Annotated in this window: 15 protein-coding genes; 11 read left to right on the top strand and 4 right to left on the bottom strand. The window is 72.1% G+C overall.

What is annotated here, in order from left to right:
• Positions 1-4: 4 nt before the first annotated feature.
• The 4 genes from NOO62_RS30850 (at position 5) to NOO62_RS30835 (ending at position 4,568) form a co-directional block, all read left to right on the top strand.
• Positions 5-1,054 (top strand): TIGR04222 domain-containing membrane protein, encoded by a 1,050-nt coding sequence (locus NOO62_RS30850; protein WP_268774067.1) that lies wholly within the window; start codon positions 5-7, stop codon positions 1,052-1,054.
• A gap of 197 nt (positions 1,055-1,251) precedes the next feature.
• A complete protein-coding gene (locus tag NOO62_RS30845) occupies positions 1,252-2,007 on the top strand; it encodes a DUF4142 domain-containing protein (RefSeq protein ID WP_268774066.1) in 756 nt (251 codons plus the stop codon).
• Positions 2,008-2,100: 93 nt separating this feature from the next.
• Positions 2,101-2,877 (top strand): TIGR04222 domain-containing membrane protein, encoded by a 777-nt coding sequence (locus NOO62_RS30840; protein WP_268774065.1) that lies wholly within the window; start codon positions 2,101-2,103, stop codon positions 2,875-2,877.
• A gap of 86 nt (positions 2,878-2,963) precedes the next feature.
• Positions 2,964-4,568 (top strand): alpha/beta hydrolase, encoded by a 1,605-nt coding sequence (locus tag NOO62_RS30835; RefSeq protein ID WP_268774064.1) that lies wholly within the window; start codon positions 2,964-2,966, stop codon positions 4,566-4,568.
• A 16-nt stretch (positions 4,569-4,584) separates the two neighbouring features.
• Here the strand turns inward: NOO62_RS30835 and NOO62_RS30830 are convergent, their stop codons facing one another.
• From NOO62_RS30830 to hemG, 3 genes are all read right to left on the bottom strand, one after another.
• Positions 4,585-4,959 carry an RNHCP domain-containing protein gene (locus NOO62_RS30830; RefSeq protein WP_268774063.1) on the bottom strand — a complete coding sequence of 125 codons (375 nt, stop codon included), beginning with the start codon at positions 4,957-4,959 and terminating at the stop codon, positions 4,585-4,587.
• Positions 4,960-5,102: 143 nt separating this feature from the next.
• The gene (hemQ, locus tag NOO62_RS30825) at positions 5,103-5,822 is read right to left on the bottom strand and encodes a hydrogen peroxide-dependent heme synthase (protein WP_268774062.1); all 720 of its coding nucleotides are present in this window, start codon (positions 5,820-5,822) and stop codon (positions 5,103-5,105) included.
• 4 nt (positions 5,823-5,826) lie between these two features.
• Complete coding sequence (gene hemG / locus NOO62_RS30820; RefSeq protein WP_268774061.1) at positions 5,827-7,290, bottom strand: protoporphyrinogen oxidase; 1,464 nt, start codon at positions 7,288-7,290, stop codon at positions 5,827-5,829.
• A 137-nt stretch (positions 7,291-7,427) separates the two neighbouring features.
• Between hemG and NOO62_RS30815 the strand changes: the two genes are divergently transcribed.
• Together NOO62_RS30815 and NOO62_RS30810 are read left to right on the top strand one after the other, a co-directional pair.
• On the top strand, positions 7,428-8,339 hold the full coding sequence (locus tag NOO62_RS30815) for a DUF4349 domain-containing protein (RefSeq protein WP_268774059.1): 912 nt from the start codon (positions 7,428-7,430) through the stop codon (positions 8,337-8,339).
• A gap of 31 nt (positions 8,340-8,370) precedes the next feature.
• Positions 8,371-9,762 (top strand): FAD-dependent oxidoreductase, encoded by a 1,392-nt coding sequence (locus tag NOO62_RS30810; RefSeq protein ID WP_268774058.1) that lies wholly within the window; start codon positions 8,371-8,373, stop codon positions 9,760-9,762.
• 77 nt (positions 9,763-9,839) lie between these two features.
• Here NOO62_RS30810 and hemE read toward each other — a convergent pair whose 3' ends face one another.
• A complete protein-coding gene (hemE, locus tag NOO62_RS30805) occupies positions 9,840-10,913 on the bottom strand; it encodes a uroporphyrinogen decarboxylase (RefSeq protein WP_268774057.1) in 1,074 nt (357 codons plus the stop codon).
• An 85-nt stretch (positions 10,914-10,998) separates the two neighbouring features.
• Between hemE and NOO62_RS30800 the strand changes: the two genes are divergently transcribed.
• From NOO62_RS30800 to NOO62_RS30780, 5 genes are all read left to right on the top strand, one after another.
• Entirely contained in the window at positions 10,999-11,712 is a 714-nt protein-coding gene (locus tag NOO62_RS30800) for a DUF3000 domain-containing protein (RefSeq protein WP_268774056.1), read from the top strand.
• Between the two features lie 299 nt (positions 11,713-12,011).
• The gene (locus NOO62_RS30795; RefSeq protein WP_016643199.1) at positions 12,012-12,674 is read left to right on the top strand and encodes a response regulator transcription factor; all 663 of its coding nucleotides are present in this window, start codon (positions 12,012-12,014) and stop codon (positions 12,672-12,674) included.
• Between the two features lie 78 nt (positions 12,675-12,752).
• A complete protein-coding gene (locus NOO62_RS30790) occupies positions 12,753-14,018 on the top strand; it encodes a ribonuclease D (RefSeq protein WP_268774055.1) in 1,266 nt (421 codons plus the stop codon).
• A 205-nt stretch (positions 14,019-14,223) separates the two neighbouring features.
• The gene (locus tag NOO62_RS30785; RefSeq protein WP_268774054.1) at positions 14,224-15,450 is read left to right on the top strand and encodes a thiolase family protein; all 1,227 of its coding nucleotides are present in this window, start codon (positions 14,224-14,226) and stop codon (positions 15,448-15,450) included.
• Positions 15,447-17,579 carry a 3-hydroxyacyl-CoA dehydrogenase NAD-binding domain-containing protein gene (locus tag NOO62_RS30780; RefSeq protein WP_268774053.1) on the top strand — a complete coding sequence of 711 codons (2,133 nt, stop codon included), beginning with the start codon at positions 15,447-15,449 and terminating at the stop codon, positions 17,577-17,579. Before NOO62_RS30785 ends, NOO62_RS30780 begins: the two co-directional genes overlap by 4 nt.
• Positions 17,580-17,613: the final 34 nt, after the last annotated feature.

The following is a 17,613-nucleotide window of genomic DNA, read 5'->3' as shown; positions in this document are numbered from 1 at the left end:
CGCCATGACCATCGTGGCGATGGTGTACACGGTCGTGGTCTCGCTCGCCGCCGTCGAGCTGATCCGGGGTGTGGCGGCGGCCCGCCGCACCGGTTCCCCGTACCGGGGGAGGCGGCCGCTCGACGCCGAGCACGGTGTCCACGTACGCGGAACGCTGGAGGCCGCCTTCCTCGCCGGCGGTCCCGCCCGCGCCGCGGACGCGCTGATCGCGGGTCTGCACGAGGACGGCCGCCTGGTCGTCGCGGGCCCCGGCGTCGTCGGGATCACCGGGTCCGTCGGCAGGAACGCCGCCGAGCAGGCGGTCATCGACGCCCACGCCGCGGCGCCGAGCGGTGCGCTGCACCGGCTGCGGATGGCCGTGATGCGCAGCCTGCCGGTGCAGGAGACGGGTGAGGGGCTGGCCCGCCGGGGTCTTCTGGTGCGGCCGGGACGCCGGCGGAAGTGGCGCGTCCGGGCCGGGAGGCAGATCGTCCTGACCTTCTTCGGGTTCGTGGGTTGCGCTGTCGCGGCTCTGCTGTTGTCCGCCGACAGCCTCGCGCTGCCGGGCGGTTCGGGGTCACCCCTCGTCGACATCCTGGTCCTGCTGCCCGGCGCCCTGTTCGGCATCGTGAGCGGCGTGATCTGTCGCGGGGTCACTTCGAAGCAGCTCACGGTGGCGGGACGGTACGCGCTGCGGCAGTACGTCGCCTCGACGCGCCATCTGCCCGGCGCCGCGCACCAGGTGGCGACGCGCGGCCTCTCGCGGGCCCACCCGGACATCCGCTCCCAGCTGATCGCGGCGGCCCGGCTCCCCGTCCCGCCCGCCGTCCCCGCCGACCCCGGCAGGTCCGGGCACCGGAACGCGCCCGCGTGGAACGCACAGGGTGGCGGCACACCGGCCTGGTGCGGTTTGGACGCGGGCGACGACAGCGGTGGCTTCGCCTGCTCGGGCAGTGGCGGCCCCTCCTGCTCGGGCGGCGGCTCGTCGTGCGGCGGGGGCGGGGGCGGTGGATCCTCCTGCGGCGGGGGCGGTGGGGGCTCGTCCTGCGGGGGCGGCGGAGGCGGGTCGTCCTGAACGGGCCGCCCGCGTGACCACCCTCCATGTCAGCACCGCCCGCCTCACCACCGTCCGCCCAGTCCTGACTCCTTCCGGGGGCGCACGCCGCGCTCAACGGCTCATGGGGCCGGTACGGCAGGTGACGTACTCCCGGCCGTATCGGGCCGCGCCCCTCCCCCGGCGCACTAACGTGCGGTGCCGCACCAGGAGGCACCATGCGATTACGAACCATCAACGGCACCGGCCTCATCGTCGCGGGACTCGTCGCGACCGTGGCCGCCCTGCTCTTCCCCCTCTGGTCCTACGAGGACCGCTCGGGCACCCCGCTCGACCTGCTCGACACCGACACCGTGTCCACCGACTTCGGGCCGCTCTCCGCCCTGGACCGGGACTTCATCACCAAAGTCCGCCTCGCGGGCCTGTGGGAGCTGCCCGCCGGGCAGCAGGCCGAGGAGCGCGGCACCACGAAGGCCGTGCGGACCGCGGGCAAGCACCTCGTGGACGGCCACACGTTCCTCGACGCGCGCGTACGCGAGGTCGCCACCCGGCTCGACCTGGAACTGCCGAGCCAGCCGAACGCGCAACAGCGCGACTGGCTGGCGGAGTTGAGCGGTGCCCGCGGGGAGACGTACAACGAGGAGTTCGCGAACATCCTGCGCCGCGCGCACGGCAAGGTGTTCTCCGTCGTCGCCGACGTGCGCGCGAACACCCGCAACTCGCTGGTGCGCACGCTGGCCGACGACACGAACACGACCGTCCTCGACCACATCACGGTCCTGGAGGAGACCGGCCTCGTCGACTTCGAGGGCCTCGCCCGGGACGCGGCGAGCACCGGCCCCGACGCCCCCGCGACCCGCTCACCGGCCCCGCCGGGCCCCACGGACGCCCCCGGCTCCGCGAATCCGGTCACCCCGTCGCCCACGTTCCCACTGCCGCCCGCGGCGTCCCGGCCCAAGCCCGGGACCGACTGACCGACGGAAACGGAACGTTACCCACCCGTCACCCCGTGTCCACATACTGGAAACGCCATGGCGTATCGCGGCGCCTTCGCATAGAAAACCGCCATGTTCTGGGTCCCTCTGCTCCTCCTCGCCTGCGCCGCGGCCGGTCTGTCCTGTGGTCGGCTCTGTCTCGCCACGAGCCGCGCCGCCGCCCAGGAGCGGTCCGCGAGCCGCGGGCACGAACTCACCCTGTACGAGACGGCGTTCCTCTCCGGAGGCCCGTCCCGCGTCGCCGACGTGACGCTCGTCGCGATGGCCAGGGCGCGTCGGCTGCTGATCGCGCACACCGGCTGGGCGACCGTCGTCGACCCTGTCGGCCGCGACGACATGGAGCGTTCGGTGCTCGGCGCGATCGGTCCTGCCGGGCAGTCGCCGATAGCGCCGATACGGCTTGGTGCCGCGGCCGCCCACCCGGTGCGGGCGCTCGCGGACCGGCTCGTCGCGGCGGGGCTGGCCGTCCCGGACGGCCTGGGGGCGGGGGTCGCGGCGGCCGTGCGGCAGGTGTGGGCGGCGACGGGCGTCGTACTCGCCCTGGGCACCGTGGCGGTGCTGATGCCCGCGCAGGGCCCGGTGCCGTCCGGTCCGGCGTCGAACGGTCAGGTGCCGGTCGCGGTCTGGTTCGCGCTGCCGCTGCTGCTCTGCACGGCCTGCCTGGTCATCGCGCGCGTCGAGGTGCATCCGTACACGCGGTGGGCGTCCCCCGCGGGCCAGCGGCTCCTCGGGGCGGTGCCCGCGGGCGGCGAGGAGCTCACGGCCGTCGCCGTGCGCGGGGTCCGCGCCACGGGGGACCCGGGGCTGCGGGCGGCGTTCTCGCACCGGCCGCACCGGCCGCGCAAGTGAGCGGTCCGGGCCCAACAGGGGCCATTGCCACGACACCTGCGCACAGGTGCTTTACATAGCCAAATACCACAAGATAGACAAGCGCGATGAGAGCAGCCGCCGCCCGGTACGGAACCGCCGGGTCCCTGGTCCTGACCGCCCTCGTCGCCGCCCCCGCGGGCAGCGCGACCGGCACCCCTCCCTCCCCCGAGGCGCACGGCGTCGCCGTCGCCGCCCAGCGCGCCGAGGCCGCCGGGATCCACTGGGGCACCTGTGCCAAGGCTGAGGGCCTCCCCCCGTCCGTCCGGTGCGGCACCGTCACCGTGCCGCTCGACTACGCCCACCCCGACGGCAAGCGCATCAAGCTGACCGTCAGCCGCACGAAGGCCACGAAGAAGAGAGCGGGCAAGGCGGTCGCACGCCAGGGCGCGCTGGTCTACAACCCGGGCGGCCCCGGCGCGTCGGGCACGTACTTCCCGCTGGTGGGCGTCATGCCCGAGTGGAAGCGCATCGCGGCGGCGTACGACCTGGTCGGCTACGCGCCGCGCGGGGTCGACAGGTCCGCGCCCCTCTCCTGCCAGGACCCGAAGGACTTCTCGCACGCGCCCTCCCAGGCGCCCACGCACCCCGACCACGCGTACAAGCAGGAGCGGATCGCGCGCGCCAAGGCGTACGCGCGGGGGTGTGTGCAACGCAACCCCGGCGTACGCCACTTCACCACGCTGAACAACGCACGCGACCTGGACGTGCTGCGGGCGGCGCTCGGCGAGAAGAAGCTGACGTTCATGGGGGCGTCGTACGGCACGTACTTCGGGGCGGTCTACGCGACGCTGTACCCGTCGCACGTGCGCCGCATGGTCTTCGACTCGGCGGTCAACCCCGACCCCGAGCAGGTCTGGTACCGCAACAACCTCGACCAGTCGCTGGCGTTCGAGCGGCGGTGGGCGGACTTCCGCACCTGGGTGGCCAAGCACGACAAGACGTACCACCTGGGCAGGACGGCCGACGACGTCCTGCGCAGCTACGAGAAGGCGGACGCCGCGCTGGCCCGCAAGCCCGCGGGCGGCAAGGTCGGCCCCGGGCAGCTGCAATCCGCGTTCCTCCAGGCCGGGTACTACGACGACTACTGGCCGATGCGTGCGGCGGCCCTCTCCGCGTACCTGAAGGGCGACCCGAAGCCGCTCATCGAGCAGGCCGCGCCCGAGCCTCGCGGCGCCGCCCAGAGCGAGAACGGCAACGCGGTCTATACGGCTGTCGAGTGCAACGACGCGCCCTGGCCCACGGACTTCGCGACCTGGGACCGCGACAACTCGGAGCTCGCGCGCGTGGCGCCCTTCGAGACGTGGGACAACGCGTGGATGAACCTGCCGTGCGCCTACTGGGAGGCGCCCCGGCAGCAGCCCCTCGACGTGGGCACGCCCGCGGGCGCGCTGCCGCCGACGCTGATCCTGGCCGCCGAACGCGACGCGGCGACGCCGTACGAGGGCGCCCAGGAGCTGAACCGCAGACTGTCGGGCTCGGCCCTGGTCACCGAACGCGCCGCCGGCACGCACGGCATCGCGGGCGGCCCCAACAAGTGCGTCAACGACCACCTGAACGCCTACCTCCTGGAGGGCAGGCTCCCCGTACGGCGCGCGGCGTCGTGCGCACCGCACAAGGAGCCCCGTCCGTCGACCGCTGTGCGGGCGGCGGAACTTCCCAGGGAACGCTAGGGCCTGCCCCAGCCGTTCACAGCGCGGCCAGGCGCTCCAACGGGAACGGCGGCTGGGCGAGCGGACGCACCGCGAGCCGCGTCAGCGGCAGCGCGTTGTCGTCACCGGCCGTGCGGTTGGCGTGCAGGACGCCGCAGTGGGTGCAGCGGTGGACGAGGACCCATTCGCCGTCTCCGCGGACGGAGATGGCGAGGGGTTCCATCCGGGCACCGCAGTCGGCGGCCCGGTCGCCCGGGGTGTCGTCGAGGTGACGGCTCCACAGGCAGTTCGGGCAGTGATTGCGGTGGTCGGTGCCCGGTGCGGTCATCGGGACGTCGAGACCGCACTGAAGGCAGCGGAAGGACTGGGCGCGCGCTTCAGTGCGGGCCCGCCGAGAGGTGTTGCGGGACATGGTGAGGATGACTCCTGAGCGTTGCGGAAGGGGATGACTCCGAGCTGTTCCGCAGGGCCCTGGGCATACACTCACCGTCTTTCTGTCCGTGGCTTCGACCTCTCGATGAAACCCGCACCGGACAGGCGCGGCAACCGAATTACCTAGGCGAGACCCGCCACGAGCTCCGCCACCGACTTGCGGCGGCCCGTGTAGAACGGGACCTCTTCGCGTACGTGCATGCGGGCCTCGGAGGCGCGCAGGTGACGCATGAGGTCGACGATGCGGTACAGCTCGTCGGCCTCGAAGGCGAGGAGCCACTCGTAGTCGCCCAGGGAGAACGAGGCGACCGTGTTGGCGCGCACGTCGGGGTAGCCGCGGGCCATCATGCCGTGGTCCTTGAGCATGCGGCGACGGTCCTCGTCGGGCAGCAGGTACCAGTCGTAGGAGCGCACGAAGGGGTAGACGCTGATGTAGTTGCGCGGCGTCTCGTCGGCGAGGAAGGCCGGGATGTGCGACTTGTTGAACTCGGCGGGGCGGTGCAGCGCCATGTTCGACCAGACCGGTTCGAGGGCGCGGCCGAGCTTGGTGCGGCGGAAGAGGTTGTAGGCCTCCTGCAGCTCGTCGGCGGTCTCGGCGTGCCACCAGATCATCAGGTCGGCGTCGGCGCGCAGACCGGAGACGTCGTAGGTGCCGCGGACGGTGACGTCCTTGGCGGCGAGCTGGTCGAACAGGTCCTGGACCTCTTCGGCGTAGCCCGCGCGCTGCTCGGGCAGCACGTCGCGCAGCTTGAAGACGGACCACAGGGTGTAGCGGATGACCTCGTTGAGGTCCTTGGCCTTCTTGCCCGCGTTGGGCGTCTTGGCGGGGGCGTCGTCACTCATGACCCTATTCTCCTCCGCCGCCGTGCAGACTCTGCACCGGGTTGCGGGTGAGCTCCTCCACACCGGCCCGGTCGCCGCCCAGCTGGTCGACGGCGGCATGGGCGCTCGCGATGCAGGCGGGGATGCCGACGCCGTCGTACGCCGCTCCGCACACGGCGAGTCCCGGCAGCTTGGCCACGTGCTCGCGGATACGGGCCACGCGCGCGTGGTGCCCGACGGGATACTGCGGCAGGCCGTCGTGCCAGCGGGTGACGCGAGTGGCGACGGGCTCGGCGTCCAGGCCGGTGGCGGCGCGCAGGTCACGCCGGGAGAGTTCGATGAGCTCGGCGTCGTCGCGCCGCAGGATCTCCGTCTCGCCGTACCGCCCCACCGACGTCCGAAGGACGAGCAGGTCGGGGTCCTCGTCGTCGATCCAGCCCCACTTGCGCGACGCGAACGTGGACGCCTTGATGGTGTGCCCGTCGACCGGCGGGACGAGAAAACCGCTCCCTTCAGGGAGGTCGGTTTCGCTGCGCCGGTACGCGAGGGTCATCAGCGCCATGGAGGCGTACTCGACCGTGGCGAGCTCGGCAGCGGCGGCGGGGGCCTCGACGCCGAGGAGCGCGGCGGCGGAGTGCGCGGGCACGGCGACGACCACGGCGTCCGCGTCGATGACCTGCTCCTCGGTGCCGACCTGCCAGCCCGTCGGGGTGCGCCGCAGCTCGGTGACCGGTGTGCCCGTGCGGATCTCGCCGCCCCGCGCGCGCACCGCGTCGGCGACGGCGAGCGGCAGCTGTCCGACGCCGCCCTCGATGCCCATGAAGACGGGCCCTGTCTGCTGGTTCTTCGCCGCGCGCGCCTGGATGGCGCGGACGCCCTCCGTGAGGGAGGTGTGCGTGCGGGCGGCCTCGAAGAGCTGGGGGACGGCCGAGCGCATCGAGATGCGGTACGCGTCGCCCGCGTAGACCCCGCCGAGCAGCGGTTCCACGAGCCGGTCGACGACTTCCCTGCCGAGGCGCGCGGCGACGTACTCGCCGACGGCGACGTCGTCGCCGACTTCGGTGGGCGGCAGTTCGCCGTCCCGTGCGATGCGGCGCAGGCCCTCTTCGGAGAGGACACCCGCGAGGGCGGACGCGTCGCCGGGTACGCCCATGACGTGGCCCTTGGGCATGGGGCGCAGGGCGCCGCGGGTCCAGATCGCGGCGGTCGCGGTGGCGGGCGGCTGGAGGCGGTCGGCGAGGCCCACCTCGCGGGCGAGGGCGACGGCCTCGGGGCGGCGGGCGAGCAGCGACTCGGCGCCGAGGTCGACGCGGACCCCGGCGATCTCCCCGGCGTGGAGCTTGCCGCCGAGCCGGTCGGAGGCCTCCAGGACGGTCACCCTGCGGTCCGGGTCGGCGGTGAGCAGCCGGTGCGCGGCGGCCAGTCCGGCGATCCCGCCTCCGATGACGACGGCGTGACCGTTACCCGTACCTGTGTCCGTTGCGCGCATGCCTCCACTCTCTCAGACCCCGTCCTCGCGACCGGCGAGTCCCCACCGTGACCTCATCGGGACCGCACGGCAACCATCGTTGTGCCCCGCTCCTCCGTCGTAGGAGCATCAGTCACCGTTCCTCGGGGGGTACGCCGATGCGCGCGTCCAGCAAGTCCGCTCAGCACCGCACGATCCAGGTCTTCGCCGGTCTCCTGCTGGCGATCGCGCTCGCGCTCACGGGGTGCACGAACGCGGGGGACGACAGCAGCGACTCCGGTGCCGGGGGCAGCGACAAGGCCGCGGGTCTCCAGGCCGAGGGCAACGGGAAGGGCGCCGCGGGCAGCAAGGCCGACCGCGAGCAGCCCAAGCTCACCGACACCCACATCATCCGCACCGCGAAGCTCACCGTCCGCGTCGACGATGTGCCCGAGGCGCTGGACGAGGCCCGCGAGGCGGCCGAGGACGCCGGGGGCATCGTGGGGAACGAGAGCACCTCGCGCGACGGCGAGGGACGCGAGCGCTCCCGTGTCGTGCTGCGCGTGCCGCAGGACAAGTACGAGGACGTCCTCACCGCCCTCGAAGGCACCGGCAAGCTCCTCGGCAAGGACGCGAAGGCCCAGGACGTCACCGATCAGGTCGTCGACGTGGAGAGCCGCGTCAAGTCGCAGCGGGCGAGCGTGGCGCGCGTGCGGGAGCTGATGGACAGGGCGACCAAGCTCAGCGATGTGGTCACCCTGGAGGGGGAGTTGAGCACCCGCCAGGCCGACCTGGAGGCGCTGCTCGCCCAGCAGGCGTCGCTGAAGGACCGGACGAGCCTGGCCACGATCACCCTCTCGCTCACCGAGAACGGGGCGACGGCGGACGCGCAGGACGACGACCCGTCGTTCGGGGACGCGCTCGGGGGCGGCTGGGACGCGTTCGTGACCGCGCTGCGCTGGGTCGCGATCGTCCTCGCGGCGGTCCTGCCGTTCGCGGCGGTCGTGGCGCTGCTCGCGCTGCTGTGGCTGCGCGTCGTACGTCCCCGGTGGATGCGCCGGGCCGCGGGCGACGGACAGGGCGAGGACTGAGCGCGCGGCGACCCCGCCGTAGCGTGTGCCCATGAGCGGCACGAGCAGTACACGAGAGCGACTGGTGATCATCGGGGGCGACGCGGCGGGCATGTCCGCCGCGTCGCAGGCGCGCAGGCTCAAGGGCCCCGACGAACTGGAGATCGTCGCGTTCGAACGCGGCCACTTCACGTCGTACTCCGCCTGCGGCATCCCCTACTGGGTGGGCGGCGACGTCGGCGAGCGGGACGATCTGATCGCGCGGACGCCCGAGCAGCACCGTGAGCGGGAGATCGATCTGCGGATGCGCACGGAGGTGGTGCGGATCGACGTCCCGGGCCGCCGCGTCCTGGCCCGGGATCCGGAGGCGGGCGAGGAGTACTGGACGGCGTACGACAAGCTCGTCATCGCCACCGGCGCGCGCCCCCTGCGCCCGGCGCTCCCCGGCATCGACGCGCCCAACGTGCACGGTGTGCAGACCTTGGACGACGGCCAGGCCCTGCTCGACACGCTGGCCCGGACGCCGGGCCGCCGCGCCGTGGTGATCGGCGCGGGCTACATCGGCGTCGAGATGGCGGAGGCCCTCGTCAACCGCGGCTACGAGGTGACGGTCGTCAACCGCGGCAAGGAGCCGATGGCGACGCTCGACCCGGACATGGGCTGCCTCGTGCACGACGCGATGACGGGCATGGGCATCGCCATGGTGAACGGCGCCGAGGTCACCGAGATCCTGACGGACGACGACGGGCGGGCCGGGGCGGTGGTGACGGCGGACGCCGAGTACCCGGCGGACGTGGTGGTGCTCGGCATCGGCGTACGTCCGGAGACGAAGCTCGCGCGTGAGGCGGGTCTGCCGCTCGGCGCGTACGGCGGACTCCTGACCGACCTGGCGATGCGGGTGCGCGGCCATGACGACATCTGGGCGGGCGGCGACTGCGTGGAGGTCCTCGACCTGGTGTCGGGGCGCGAGCGGCACATCGCGCTCGGCACGCACGCCAACAAGCACGGGCAGGTCATCGGCTCCAACGCGGGCGGGGGCTACGCGACGTTCCCCGGCGTCGTCGGCACGGCGGTCAGCAAGGTCTGCGACCTGGAGATCGCCCGTACCGGTCTGCGCGAGAAGGACGCGCTGGCCGCGGGCTTCCGCTTCGTGACGGTGACCATCGAGTCGACGAGCCGGGCCGGTTACTACCCGGGGGCCGCGCCGATGAAGGTGAAGATGATCGCCGAGCGGCGCACGGGGCGGCTCCTCGGCGTCCAGATCGTCGGCCGCGAGGGCGCGGGCAAGCGCGTCGACGTGGCGGCCGTCGCGCTGACGGCGCAGATGACGGTGGAGCAGATGACGGCGCTCGACCTCGGGTACGCGCCGCCGTTCTCCCCGGTGTGGGACCCGGTCCTGGTGGCGGCGCGCAAGGCGGTGGCGGCGGTGCGGTCGGAGAGTTAGGACCCCCGGGACCGCGAGAAGGGTCCCTGCCCGATCGGACAGGGACCCTTTTCAGACATCTTTCAGACGTCCGCCGTTCAGACGGCCGTGCGCGTGTGCACGTACTCCACGAGGCGGGTCAGCGCCTCAGGGTCGGTCGTGGGCAGGACGCCGTGCCCGAGGTTGAAGATGTGCCCCTCCAGACCGCTCGCAGCGGCGAGGACCTCGTCCGCCTTCCGCTCGACGGCCTCCCGCGTGGAGAAGAGGACGGCCGGGTCCAGGTTGCCCTGGATCGCCTTGCCGGGCCCGACGCGGCGCGCGGCTTCGTCCACCGGCACCCGCCAGTCCGCGCCCACGACATCGGCGCCCGCCTCACCCATGAGACCGAGGAGCTCGCCGGTGCCGACACCGAAGTGGATGCGCGGCACGCCGTACGAGGCGACCGCGTCGAAGACCTTCGCCGAGGCGGGCATCACCGAGCGGCGGTAGTCGGCGGGCGCCAGCGCGCCCACCCACGAGTCGAAGAGCTGCACGGCGCTCGCACCCGCCTCGATCTGCACCTTCAGGAAGGCGGCGGTGATCTCCGCGAGGCGGTCGAGCAGGTCGGCCCAGAGCTGCGGGTCGCCGTACATCAGCGCCTTGGTGTGCTCGTGGTTACGGCTCGGACCGCCCTCCACGAGGTAGCTCGCGAGAGTGAAAGGCGCACCGGCGAACCCGATGAGCGGCGTCGAGCCGAGCTCGGCCGTCAGCATCCCCATCGCCTCGGTGACGTAGTGGACGTCGTCGGGCGTGAGGTCCCGCAGCTGAGCGAGGTCGGCGCGCGTACGGATCGGCTTCTCGACGACGGGACCGACGCCCGGCTTGATGTCGAGGTCGATGCCGATGGCCTTGAGCGGGACGACGATGTCGCTGAAGTAGATGGCGGCGTCGACGTTGTGGCGGCGCACGGGCTGCAGCGTGATCTCGGTGACGAGGTCGGGGCGCATGCAGGACTCCAGCATGGCCGTGCCCTCGCGGACCTTGCGGTACTCGGGAAGTGAGCGCCCCGCCTGCCGCATGAACCAGACCGGCGTGTGCGGCACTGCCTCGCGCCTGCACGCCTTCATGAAGGGGGAGTCGTACGTCGCTGTGTTCTGCCGGCCCTCGGGGCCACGGCTGTCATTGGCACTCACGCGGAAAGTCTCGCACGTTGACCGGGAACCCCCCGACGGGTGTCTCTCCCTGCGCGAAGGCGCCGTTCCCCTTAACCTTCCCCGCATGGCTGCGGCTCAGGGACAACGGTCGGACGGCGCTGGCGAGATGGACGGTTCGGAGGGAAAGGTGGCGGATTCGACTCCGTTGCCCTTCCGCGCGGCGGTCGACGCGCTGCGGGGGGCACGGCTGCGGCCGGAGATCGAGATCGATCCGACGCGGCCGCCGCAACGGCTCGCGCCGCACGCGTACGCGCTGGAGGCGGCGGTCGTGGACGGTGAGGAGGACCTCGCCGACGGCAGACTCGTACTGCTCCACGATCCGGCGGGGCACGACGCGTGGCAGGGCACTTTCCGGCTCGTCACGCTCGTACGGGCGGAGCTCGAACCGGAGATGGCGGCGGATCCGCTGCTGCCGGAGGTCTGCTGGTCGTGGCTGACCGGGGCGCTGAGTGCGCGGGGGCTCTCGGCGGGCGAGGCGAGCGGCACGGTGACGCGCGCCGGCTCGCACTACTTCGGAGGGCTCTCGGAGCGGCCGCCCGCCTCGCAGATCGAGATCCGGGCGTCGTGGACGCCGCGGGAGGGCGGTGGCGGGGTGCCGGACACGGGGGCGCATCTGGCGGCGTGGTGCGATCTGCTCTGCCAGGTCGCGGGGCTGCCGCCGGTGGGGGCGGACGGGTCCGGCGGATCGGCGGGGCCGGGCGGGTCGTCCGGTCCGGGCGGGTCGGGCGACGGCTCCGTTGTGTCACTGCCGCAACGGCGGGGCCCCCTGCCTCGCTGACGAACACCCGCTCGATCCTTCCTCGAACATTCACTCCCCTACCCCGCGGCCCGCGCCGCGGGGTTCGTCTTGTACCGGGGTTTGCCTCGCGAGGGGTCACTCGAACGTGGGCGTGTTCGGTTTGATCTTCGGATGATCGAGTGCGTGTCCGAATTGCCCGAATTATTGCTCACCAAATCGTGATCATTCCCTAAAGGCGACAAGGATTGCTGCCGAAGAGGTTTGTGACCTTGAAAGCACGGTTCGTCCCGGCTTCATCCCCGAGCCGGCCCCTCCCGTCCCCCCATCCAGGAGGCCTGGTGTCCGTTCTCCTCGAGCAGCCCGCAAGCCTGGTCGCCTACCGCCCGAACAAGCCGACCGCCATGGTCGTCGTGGCCGACCCCCGCGTCCGTTCCACCGTCACCCGCCACCTGTGGGCACTCGGTGTACGCGACGTCATCGAGGCCTCGTCCATCGCGGAGGCTCGTCCCCGCATCGGCAACCCCCGGGACATCTGCGTCGCTGATGTCCACCTCCCCGACGGCTCCGGCCTGACGCTCCTCTCCGAAACCCGTGCCGCGGGCTGGCCCAACGGCCTCGCCCTCTCCGCCGCCGACGACATCGGTGCCGTGCGCAACGCCCTCGCGGGCGGCGTCAAGGGCTACGTCGTCACCGGCACCCGTACGAACGTCGGACTCCCCACCCGCCCCGGCGCGGCCCCCATCGGTTCGGCCGCCGCCCGCATGCACCGTCGCCCTCCGGGCACCCCGAGCCACCCCGGCGGCTACCGAGAGCTGTCCGGCCGTGAGGTCGAGGTGCTGCGCCTGGTCGCGGAGGGCCAGTCCAACAAGGCCATCGGCGTCTCGATGGGCCTGTCCGCCCTGACCGTGAAGAGCCACCTCGCCCGGATCGCGCGCAAGCTCGGCACGGGTGACCGGGCCGGGATGGTGGCGGTCGCGCTGCGCACCGGCATCATCCACTGACTGATTTACACCCCCCGAGCGCCCGTCGACGGAACGTTCCGTCGACGGGCGCTGTCCATACACAGATACCCTTGACAGGTGACCGACGCCCAAGAGACCGCAGCAGACAACTCACTGCGAACCACCGGAGGCGCTCCTCCGGACGACGTCGAAACGGCGCCGACCCCGTTGCTCGAGCCCCGCGACGGCATTCCGGCGGTGATCGCCGACGAGGACGCCCTCGCGGAGATGATCGCCGCGTACGCCGGTGGCACCGGCCCCGTCGCCGTCGACGCCGAGCGCGCGTCCGGCTACCGGTACGGACAGCGGGCCTATCTCGTCCAGCTCCGCCGCGAGGGCGCGGGCACCGCGCTCATCGACCCCGTCGCCTGCCCCGACCTGTCCGGGCTCGGCGAGGCCATCGGCGACGCGGAGTGGGTCCTGCACGCGGCCACGCAGGACCTGCCGTGCCTGCGCGAAATAGGCATGGTCCCGTCCCGCATCTTCGACACGGAGCTCGCGGGACGCCTCGCCGGTTTCCCGCGCGTGGGTCTCGGCGCGATGGTGGAGAGCGTGCTCGGCTACGTCCTGGAGAAGGGGCACTCCGCGGTCGACTGGTCGACCCGGCCGCTCCCCGAGCCCTGGCTGCGGTACGCGGCACTCGACGTGGAGCTCCTCGTCGACCTGCGCGACGCGCTGGAGAAGGAACTCGACCGACAGGGCAAGCTGGAGTGGGCCCGCGAGGAGTTCGACGCGATCGCGTCCGCGCCGCCCGCGCCGCCCCGCAAGGACCCCTGGCGCCGTACGTCCGGCATGCACAAGGTCCGCCGACGCCGTCAGATGGCGGTCGTACGGGAACTCTGGACCGCCCGCGACAAGGTGGCCCAGCGGCGTGACGTGTCGCCGGGCAAGGTGCTCAGCGACGGGGCGATCGTGGAGGCGGCGCTCGGGCTGCCGCCGAACGCGCACGCGCTGGCGGGCCTGACCGGGTTCGGGCACCGGATGGGGCGGCGGCAGCTGGAGCAGTGGCAGGCGGCGGTGGACCGCGCGAAGGCGCTCCCCGACGCGGACCTCCCCCAGCCCGGCCAGACGGTGAGCGGCCCGCCGCCTCCCCGCTCCTGGGCGGACCGCGACCCGGCGGCGGCGGCGCGCCTCTCCGCCGCTCGCGCGGCGATCTCCTCCCTCGCCGAGCAACTCAACATGCCCCAGGAGAACCTGATCACCCCGGACACGGTGCGGCGGGTGTGCTGGGAGCCGCCGACGCAGGTCGACGAGACGTCGGTTGCGGCGGCACTCGCGTCACACGGGGCGCGAGCCTGGCAGATCACGCAGGTGACCCCACCGCTGGTGGCGGCCCTCTCCTGACTCCACGCCGGACGCCGCCTCACACCGCCCTCCGGCACGTACGCCCCCGCACGAGCGGGCGGCGAGGGCGTGCGGGGGAGCCCCGCCGCGAGTGTGACCTTTGCCTCGCCGAGGTCGCCCTTGGCCACGTAGTTACCGACAAGTAGGGTGGACGGAGGAAGCGCGCCGCAGGTGTGGCGCAACCGCACCCTGGAGGAGAGCCATCGTGCCTCGTACCGTCAGGGACGTCGTCTTCGTGGACGGCGTCCGCACCCCGTTCGGCAAGGCGGGCCCGAAGGGCATCTACCACGAGACCCGTGCCGATGACCTCGTCGTGAAGGCCATCCGGGAGCTGCTGCGCCGCAACCCGGACCTCGACCCCGCCAAGATCGACGAGGTCGCCATCGCCGCGACCACGCAGATCGGCGACCAGGGTCTGACGATCGGCCGCACCGCCGGCATCCTCGCCGGGCTCCCGCAGTCCGTGCCCGGTTACTCCATCGACCGCATGTGCGCCGGCGCGCTGACCGCCGTGACGTCCGTCGCGGGCAGCGTGGCCTTCGGTGCGTACGACATCGCCGTCGCCGGTGGTGTCGAGCACATGGGCCGCCACCCCATGGGCGAGGGCGTCGACCCCAACCCGCGGTTCGTGAGCGAGAAGCTCGTCGACGAGTCCGCCCTGTTCATGGGCATGACCGCCGAGAACCTGCACGACCGCTACCCGAGCATCACCAAGCAGCGCGCCGACGAATACGCCGTGCGCTCGCAGGAGAAGGCCGCCAAGGCGTACGCCGACGGCAAGATCCAGGCCGACCTCGTGCCGATCTCCGTACGGCGCACGAACGAGGAGGCCGGTGAGACCGGCTGGGGCCTCGCCACCGCCGACGAGCCGATGCGTCCGGGGACGACCCTGGAGAGCCTCGCGAGCCTCAAGACGCCGTTCCGTACGCACGGACGCGTCACCGCGGGCAACGCCGCCGGTCTCAACGACGGTGCCACCGCCTCCCTCATCGCCTCCGAGGAGTTCGCTCGGGAGAACGGCCTGCCGGTCAAGATGCGGCTGGTCTCGTACTCCTTCGCGGGCGTCGAGCCCGAGGTCATGGGCTACGGCCCGATCCCGGCGACCGAGAAGGCCCTCGCCCAGGCGGGGCTGACGATCGGCGACATCGGTCTCTTCGAGGTCAACGAGGCCTTCGCCGTGCAGGTGCTCGCCTTCCTGGAGCACTACGGCATCGCGGACGACGACGCGCGCGTGAACCAGTACGGCGGCGCCATCGCGTTCGGCCACCCCCTCGCCTCCTCCGGCGTACGTCTGATGACGCAGCTGGCGCGGCAGTTCGAGGAGCAGCCGGAGGTCCGCTACGGCCTCACGACCATGTGCGTCGGCTTCGGCATGGGCGCGACGGTCATCTGGGAGAACCCCCACCACAAGGACGCCGGAGGCGAAGCATGAGCACCACGACCACCGAGCTCCTGAAGGGTGCGGCCGAGCTGTTCCCCGACGAGGTCGTCACGCAGGCGCACGTACGCCACCTCGACCTCCCCCACGGTGCCGGGCGCTTCGCGCTGATCACCCTCGACAACGGCTTCGACCACACCAAGCCGACCACCTTCGGGCCGCAGTCCCTCGCCAACCTGAACACGGCGATCGACCAGGTCGAGAAGGAGGCCTCCGAGGGCACGATCGTCGGCGTCGGCATCACCGGCAAGCCGTTCATCTTCGCCGTCGGCGCCGACCTCAAGGGCGTCGAGCTGCTGAAGAAGCACGACGACGCGCTCGCCATCGGCAAGGGCGGGCACGAGGTCTTCAAGCGGCTCTCCGGGCTCGCCGTGCCGACCTTCGCGTACTACAACGGTGCCGCGATGGGCGGTGGCGTCGAGGTCGGTCTGCACTGCTCGTACCGCACCGTCTCCAAGGCGCTGCCCGCGTTCTCGCTGCCCGAGGTCTTCCTCGGCCTGGTCCCGGGCTGGGGCGGCTGCGCGCTGCTCCCGAACCTGATCGGCGCCGACAAGGCCGTCTCGGTCATCATCGAGAACTCGCTGAACCAGAACCGTCAGCTCAAGGGCAAGCAGGTCTTCGAGCTCGGCATCGCCGACGCGCTCTTCGAGGGCGCGGACTTCCTGGAGCAGTCGCTGATCTGGACGGCGTCCGTCCTCAACGGCAAGACCGAGGTCGTCCGCCCCGAGATCGACCGCGGCGAGGGCTGGGACGCCGCCGTCGCGCGCGGCCGTGCCATCGCCGACTCCAAGGTGCACGGCGCCGCTCCGGCCGCCTACCGCGCCCTGGAGATCATCGAGGCCGCCAAGAACGGCGACCTGCAGGCGGGCTTCGACGCCGAGGACACCGCGCTCGCCGACCTCATCATGGGCGGTGAACTGCGCGCGGGCATCTACTCGTTCAACCTCGTGCAGAAGCGCGGCAAGCGGCCTGCGGGCGCCCCGGACAAGAACCTCGCGCGTCCGGTCACCAAGGTCGGCGTCGTCGGCGCCGGTCTGATGGCCTCGCAGCTCGCGCTGCTCTTCCTGCGCCGCCTCGAGGTGCCGGTCGTGCTGACCGACATCGACCAGGAGCGCATCGACAAGGGCGTGGGCTATGTCCACGAGGAGATCGACAAGCTGCTCCTCAAGGGCCGTATCAACCAGGACAAGGCCAACCGCCTGAAGGCGCTCGTCTCCGGTGTCCTGGACAAGGCCGAGGGCTTCTCGGACGCCGACTTCGTCATCGAGGCCGTCTTCGAGGAGATCGGCGTCAAGCAGCAGGTGTTCGCCGAGGTCGAGGCCGTCGCTCCGGCGCACGCCATCCTCGCCACCAACACCTCCTCGCTCTCGGTCTCCGAGATGGCGTCGAAGCTGAAGCACCCCGAGCGGGTCGTCGGCTTCCACTTCTTCAACCCGGTCGCGATCCTGCCGCTCCTCGAGATCGTGCGCGGCGAGCGGACGGACGACGCGTCGCTGGCCACGGCCTTCGGTGTCGCCAAGAAGCTGAAGAAGACCGCGGTGCTCGTGAAGGACGCCCCGGCGTTCGTCGTGAACCGCATCCTCACGCGCTTCATGGGCGAGATCCAGAACGTCATCGACGAGGGCACCCCGGTCGCCGTCGCCGAGAAGGGCGTCGAGCCGCTCGGTCTGCCGATGTCGCCGCTGGTGCTCCTGGAGCTCGTCGGTCCGGCCATCGGTCTGCACGTGTCCGAGACCCTGAACCGCGCCTTCCCGGAGCGCTTCACGGTCTCCCCGAACCTCGCGGCCGTCGTCAAGGCGGGCAAGCGCGGCTTCTACGTGTACGACTCCGGTAGGCCGGAGCTCGACCCCGAGGTCGCCGCGCTCCTGAAGCAGGGCGACTCCGTCCTGACCGAGGAGCAGGTGCGGGACCGCGTGCTCGACGCGGTGGCGCAGGAGATCGGGCTCATGCTCGACGAGGGCGTCGTCGCCGAGGCCCAGGACATCGACCTCTGCCTGATCACCGGCGCGGGCTGGCCCTTCCACCTGGGCGGCATCACGCCGTACCTGGACCGTGAGGGCGTCAGCGAGCGGGTGAACGGGAAGCGGTTCCTGGCGCAGGGCGTGGCGAGCGTACCGGCGTAACACCGCACAGCGACGGCAGTGGGCCGTACGGGAC

Source organism: Streptomyces sp. Je 1-369 (assembly GCF_026810505.1).
GTDB lineage: Bacteria > Actinomycetota > Actinomycetes > Streptomycetales > Streptomycetaceae > Streptomyces.
This window is presented reverse-complemented; position numbering and strand designations above follow the sequence as displayed.

Coding starts and splice junctions, on each gene's coding strand:
- NOO62_RS30850 (WP_268774067.1), top strand. CDS start 5: ATGACCATCGTGGCGATGGTGTACACGGTCGTGGTCTCGCTCGCCGCC.
- NOO62_RS30845 (WP_268774066.1), top strand. CDS start 1,252: ATGCGATTACGAACCATCAACGGCACCGGCCTCATCGTCGCGGGACTC.
- NOO62_RS30840 (WP_268774065.1), top strand. CDS start 2,101: ATGTTCTGGGTCCCTCTGCTCCTCCTCGCCTGCGCCGCGGCCGGTCTG.
- NOO62_RS30835 (WP_268774064.1), top strand. CDS start 2,964: ATGAGAGCAGCCGCCGCCCGGTACGGAACCGCCGGGTCCCTGGTCCTG.
- NOO62_RS30830 (WP_268774063.1), bottom strand. CDS start 4,959: ATGTCCCGCAACACCTCTCGGCGGGCCCGCACTGAAGCGCGCGCCCAG.
- hemQ (WP_268774062.1), bottom strand. CDS start 5,822: ATGAGTGACGACGCCCCCGCCAAGACGCCCAACGCGGGCAAGAAGGCC.
- hemG (WP_268774061.1), bottom strand. CDS start 7,290: ATGCGCGCAACGGACACAGGTACGGGTAACGGTCACGCCGTCGTCATC.
- NOO62_RS30815 (WP_268774059.1), top strand. CDS start 7,428: ATGCGCGCGTCCAGCAAGTCCGCTCAGCACCGCACGATCCAGGTCTTC.
- NOO62_RS30810 (WP_268774058.1), top strand. CDS start 8,371: ATGAGCGGCACGAGCAGTACACGAGAGCGACTGGTGATCATCGGGGGC.
- NOO62_RS30800 (WP_268774056.1), top strand. CDS start 10,999: ATGGCTGCGGCTCAGGGACAACGGTCGGACGGCGCTGGCGAGATGGAC.
- NOO62_RS30780 (WP_268774053.1), top strand. CDS start 15,447: ATGAGCACCACGACCACCGAGCTCCTGAAGGGTGCGGCCGAGCTGTTC.